Here is a 4590-nt window from a genome sequence, read left to right as displayed (position 1 = left end):
ACGACGCCGGTCGCGGCGTCGTCGGCGAGGTCGGGGATGACGTTGGCGAAGTGCGCGGCGACGCCGAGCGCGGCCCCGGCCGCGATGAGACCGGGACCGGAGTCGGGGGCGGCGAACGCGACGAGAGCGCCGAAGGAGATCGCGAACGGCAACGCCGACGCGATCGTGCGTTTGAGCGGCCAGTTGTAGGCCCACGCGGAGACGAGGGCGGCGATGTGCCACCAGCCCGCCGGTCCGACCGCCAGGGAGAGGACGGCGGACACGGCGACGGCGACGAGGGCGGCGGTGAACAGCGCGCGCGGAGACAGTCCATTGGCAACCGTCGGTTTGTCGCGGCGGTCGGTGTGGGCGTCACGCTCGGCGTCGATCGCGTCGTTGCTCCACCCGACCGACAGCTGCCCACAGAAGACGGCGACGGTGACGAGCGCGACGGCGCCCACGGGGCGGCCCGCCACCGCGGCGAGGACCCCGGCGACGGCGGTGACAGTCATCGTCGGTTCCGGGTGGGAGGCACGCCAAAAAGCCTTTAACGTCATGGCATCTAGCGTACGGCGTCGGATTGTGGCAGATTGAACACCGTGCGCAATCGCAACGATCCTCGTCAGTACGACGAGTTGGTCACCGAATGGTGGAAACCGGACGGTGTCTTCGCGATGCTGCACTGGCTGGCGAAGTCGCGGGGGGCGCTCGTGCCACCCGCGACGGGGGACAGCGTTCTCGTCGACCTTGGTTGCGGTGGCGGGCTCACCGCGCCGCACGTCACCGGGTATCGGCACATCGGGGTGGATCTGCGTCAGCCGAACCTGTCGGTGGCGGCACACCACGGCGTCGTCGGGATCAGGGGGGACGCTCAACGCGTCCCGCTCGCCGACGAGTGCGCCGATGTCGTGCTGGCGGGCGAGATCCTCGAACACGTCGAGGATTGGCGAGCGTGCGTCGCGGAGGCCTGCCGACTGTTGCGACCCGGCGGAACGTTGATAGTGGACACGATCGCGGACACGGCTCTGGCCCGGCTCGTCGCGGTACGGCTCGCGGAACGGGTTCCGGGCGGGCCGCCACCGGGAATTCACGACCCGGCACTGTTCGTGCCGCCGAAGGGACTCGTCGCCGAGTGCGCCCGGCACGGCGTCGCGTTGCGGACGTGGGGCGTCCGACCCGCGATCATCCCGGCCCTGCGCTGGCTGCGGACGCGGCGCGACGGGGTCCCGATGGTGTCGACGAGGTCCCACTCGATTCTTTACGCAGGAAGGGGCGTCAAACATGCGCCAAGTACGTCGGCTCGTTGAGGGGATGCGGGAGCGCGCGGTCGAACTGGACGTCGACGGCGGCTTCCCGAGCGAGGACTTCCGACTGCTCCGAGCGAACGACCTTTTAGGAGTCATGGTCCCGACGGAGCTCGGCGGACTCGGAGCGTCCTTCTCGGACTACATCGAGATCGCCTACCACCTCGGTCGGGGCAACGGGGCGGTCGGCCTGATCTTCAACATGCACGCGTGCGTCACCGGCGCGCTCGCGGCCGTGTCGGGTGACGTCGCGGTCGAGCTCGGCGCCGGCGACGGCTATCCGGTGGAACGGGACGCGATCCTTCGGGCCGCCGCGAAGGGCTCCCTCTACGCGGTCGCGATGAGCGAACGCGGCAGCGGCGCCCGACTGACCGCGATGTCGACCAGATACCACCGAACGGCGAACGGTTTCCGGATCCGGGGGTCGAAGTCCTTCGTGTCCGGCGCCGGCCACGCCGACGCGTACCTCGTCGCGGCGCGGTCCGCGGACGACGATCGGATCGTGTCGCAGTTCCTCGTCCCCGCCGGAGACGGTGTCACCGTGCGGCGCACGTGGGACACGATGGGCATGCGCGCCACCGGAAGCCATGATCTGGACCTGGACGTCGAATTGCCGGAGACGGCGCTGCTCGGCGGAGCCGAGAACCTGACACTGCCCGTCGCCGAAGCGGCACCACATTGGATGATCGCGAGCTACGCGGCGGTCTACGTCGGAGTCGCCAGGTCCGCGATCGAGATCGCCGCGACCGACGCCACCAAGCGCGGACTGGCGACACTCCCGAACGTCCGAGCCCGCATCGGCCGCGCCGACGCCGCCTGCGCCGCCGCCCACGCGACACTCGTCGAGGCCGCGCGCCGCGTCGACGACGGCGACCCCGAAGCGGGGCTGTGGGCGTGGCGGGCGAAGCTCCTCGCCGGAGACGCGGCCGCCGCCGTAACGGCGTCCATGATGGAGGCATGCGGGGCGTCGTCGATCCGACGCGGCCACCCCCTCGAACGGCTGTTCCGCGACGCCCGCTGCGGCGCACTCCAACCCGCCACATCAGACGTGTGCGCCGACTGGCTCGGCGTCGCCGCACTCGGCGGCGACCCGTACCGCGACACCGGCAAGGAGCAGCGATGGTAAACGCCGTCATCATCGGACACGGCCAGGCGACGCCGCCCGCCATGGCGCAAGAGGAACTGTGGCGCGGCCACTTCAAGGCCGCGAGCACCGGAGACGGCAGAGCCGAACGAATCTTCCTCGGCGCGGGCGTCACGACCAGGCACGGCGCGATCAACCCCGCCACCGACGACATCTCCCAATGGAGCACGGCACGACGGATGCGCGAATACGAGCGCCTCGCGCTACCGCTGGCGCGCCACGCGCTGACGACCGCGCTCGCCGACGCGGGTCTGACCGCCGACCGGCTGGGGCTGCTCGCCGTCGTCTCGTGCACGGGGTACGCCACTCCCGGCCTCGACATCACACTCGCGGCCGAGTTGGGCGCCTCCGCCGACATGCAGCGCGTCGTCATCGGCCACATGGGTTGCTACGCGGCGATTCCGGGCCTCGGCGTCGTCGCCGACCACGTTCGCCGACACGGACGACCGGCCGCGCTGTTGTGCGTCGAGTTGACGAGCCTGCACCTCCAACCGGGGCCGCTCGACACCGAACAGCTCATCGCGCACGCCCTGTTCTCCGACGCGGCGGCCTGCGTCATCGTCGCGCCCGACGACCCGCGCGGTGACGGGCTGACCGTCGACGCGATCGGGTCCCGCACCGACACGGCGCACGCCGACGCCATGACCTGGCACGTCACCGACCACGGCTTTCGGATGGGCCTCGCCGGGCGAGTCCCCATCGTCCTCTCGCGGCACCTTCCGGCCGCCGTCGGCGCGTTGCTGAAACCTCGCGACCTGGTCATCGACGACATCGACGCGTGGGCGATCCATCCGGGTGGACGTCGCATCCTCGACACGGCGCGGACGGCCCTGGCGATCGACGAGGACCAGCTGACAGTCTCGCGCGGCGTCCTCGCCGAGCACGGGAACTGCTCGTCGGCGACCGTGCTCATGATCATCGACCGGCTGCGGCGCGAACGCCCCAGAGAACTCGTCGCCTGCGCGTTCGGCCCGGGCCTGACCGTCTACTCGGCACTGTTGCGACGGGAGGGCTAGCGCCCCAGCGGCGTCCAGCCCGCGTGACCGAGAACGATCAGCATGACCAGGCTGACGATGGTGACGATCACGGCCGCCGCGAGCCACGCGACGAGACGCCACGGCGGCCCGTGCCGGGTGTCCCGCCACCGCTCCCACTCCATGTCGTGGGCGAGTTCGTCCAGCTCGGACGCGTCATCGGGGATCTCGACACGCCCCGGATCGGGCGAGGATCGAGGCCGCCCGTCGTCGTCGCGCGTCGTCGCCATGGTCGTTCACCTCCCGATCCAGACTCGCACTATGTGAGCCACAACGCCAATCTGGCCGGGACGGGAACCGCGGCGGTATCCTTGAGCAGGATCGCGAACCCACCGGCACGAGTGAGCACAGTGTCATCACGATCCGTTGTGGACGTCGTGACGACGCGCGAGAGTCATTGCTCACAATATGGCTGACCTGCACTTTCATCGCGTGCGCTGCGACATCGCAGGATATGGCCGTGTTACCCTTGACACAGCGAAAGGGGTTTCGATCCTATGAGTTTTAGTGTCGGCGAGACCGTTGTTTACCCCCATCACGGGGCCGCACTCATCGAAGCAGTCGAAACGCGCACCATCAAAGGCGTCGAACGCGAATATCTCGTGTTGCGCGTTGAGCAGGGTGACTTGACGGTGCGAGTTCCATCCACCAACGTCGAACTCGTCGGAGTACGAGAAGTCGTCGGTGCCGAGGGTCTGACTGAGGTCTTCGACGTGTTGCGCGCACCGCACACCGAGGAACCGACCAACTGGTCACGTCGGTATAAGGCAAATCTCGAGAAGCTGGCCTCCGGCAACCCGCTGAAGGTGGCCGAGGTCGTCCGCGACCTGTGGCGTCGCGACCGTGAACGCGGCCTCTCTGCGGGCGAGAAGCGCATGCTCACCAAGGCACGCGACATTCTCGTCGGCGAGGTCGCCCTCGCCGAGTCCAGCACCAAGGACGACGCGGAGAACCTGCTCGACAAGGTTTTGGCAGAAGCCTGAGCACAGCGTGTCCATCCACCGTCATCGCCGCGCAACACGGCATCGTCCGCACGGACGGTAAGCGGCGACGACGCTCACAGCAATGAGGAAGCGATTCGTCGACGGCGGTCCAGGGCCGTCGACGCTTCCACGACAGAGGGGGGGGG

The 4590-nt window shown here is 69.2% G+C and carries 6 protein-coding genes; 4 read left to right on the top strand and 2 right to left on the bottom strand.

The features are described from left to right. Nucleotides 1-491, bottom strand: a 491-nt coding sequence (locus ACM9NP_RS07865; RefSeq protein ID WP_415645956.1) for a UbiA family prenyltransferase, incomplete at its 3' end; no start/stop codon positions are given. Nucleotides 492-578: 87 nt separating this feature from the next. Here ACM9NP_RS07865 and ACM9NP_RS07860 point away from each other — a divergent pair. From ACM9NP_RS07860 to ACM9NP_RS07850, 3 genes are read left to right on the top strand one after another with little or no spacing between them, the layout of a single operon-like run. After that, nucleotides 579-1286, top strand: coding sequence for a methyltransferase domain-containing protein (locus tag ACM9NP_RS07860; protein ID WP_415645955.1), 708 nt, complete (start codon nt 579-581; stop codon nt 1284-1286). After that, nucleotides 1261-2409 (top strand): acyl-CoA dehydrogenase family protein, encoded by a 1149-nt coding sequence (locus ACM9NP_RS07855; RefSeq protein WP_415645954.1) that lies wholly within the window; start codon nt 1261-1263, stop codon nt 2407-2409. Before ACM9NP_RS07860 ends, ACM9NP_RS07855 begins: the two co-directional genes overlap by 26 nt. Continuing rightward, nucleotides 2403-3443, top strand: coding sequence for a type III polyketide synthase (locus ACM9NP_RS07850; RefSeq protein ID WP_415645953.1), 1041 nt, complete (start codon nt 2403-2405; stop codon nt 3441-3443). Before ACM9NP_RS07855 ends, ACM9NP_RS07850 begins: the two co-directional genes overlap by 7 nt. On the opposite strand, the gene ACM9NP_RS07845 is transcribed toward ACM9NP_RS07850, so the two are convergent. After that, the gene (locus ACM9NP_RS07845; RefSeq protein WP_415645952.1) at nt 3440-3691 is read right to left on the bottom strand and encodes a hypothetical protein; all 252 of its coding nucleotides are present in this window, start codon (nt 3689-3691) and stop codon (nt 3440-3442) included. The genes ACM9NP_RS07850 and ACM9NP_RS07845 overlap by 4 nt on opposite strands. 267 nt (nt 3692-3958) lie before the next feature. On the opposite strand from ACM9NP_RS07845, the gene ACM9NP_RS07840 reads away from it, so the two are divergent. Continuing rightward, the gene (locus tag ACM9NP_RS07840) at nt 3959-4444 is read left to right on the top strand and encodes a CarD family transcriptional regulator (RefSeq protein ID WP_415645951.1); all 486 of its coding nucleotides are present in this window, start codon (nt 3959-3961) and stop codon (nt 4442-4444) included. The last annotated feature ends 146 nt before the right edge of the window (nt 4445-4590 follow it).

The sequence above is a fragment of the Stackebrandtia soli genome (assembly GCF_965137155.1).
In the GTDB taxonomy this organism is placed as follows: domain Bacteria; phylum Actinomycetota; class Actinomycetes; order Mycobacteriales; family Micromonosporaceae; genus Stackebrandtia; species Stackebrandtia soli.
The sequence above is the reverse complement of the archived record's forward strand: the minus strand, read 5'-3'. Positions and strand labels throughout refer to the sequence as shown.

Coding starts and splice junctions, on each gene's coding strand:
- ACM9NP_RS07850 (WP_415645953.1), top strand. CDS start 2,403: ATGGTAAACGCCGTCATCATCGGACACGGCCAGGCGACGCCGCCCGCC.
- ACM9NP_RS07855 (WP_415645954.1), top strand. CDS start 1,261: ATGCGCCAAGTACGTCGGCTCGTTGAGGGGATGCGGGAGCGCGCGGTC.
- ACM9NP_RS07840 (WP_415645951.1), top strand. CDS start 3,959: ATGAGTTTTAGTGTCGGCGAGACCGTTGTTTACCCCCATCACGGGGCC.
- ACM9NP_RS07845 (WP_415645952.1), bottom strand. CDS start 3,691: ATGGCGACGACGCGCGACGACGACGGGCGGCCTCGATCCTCGCCCGAT.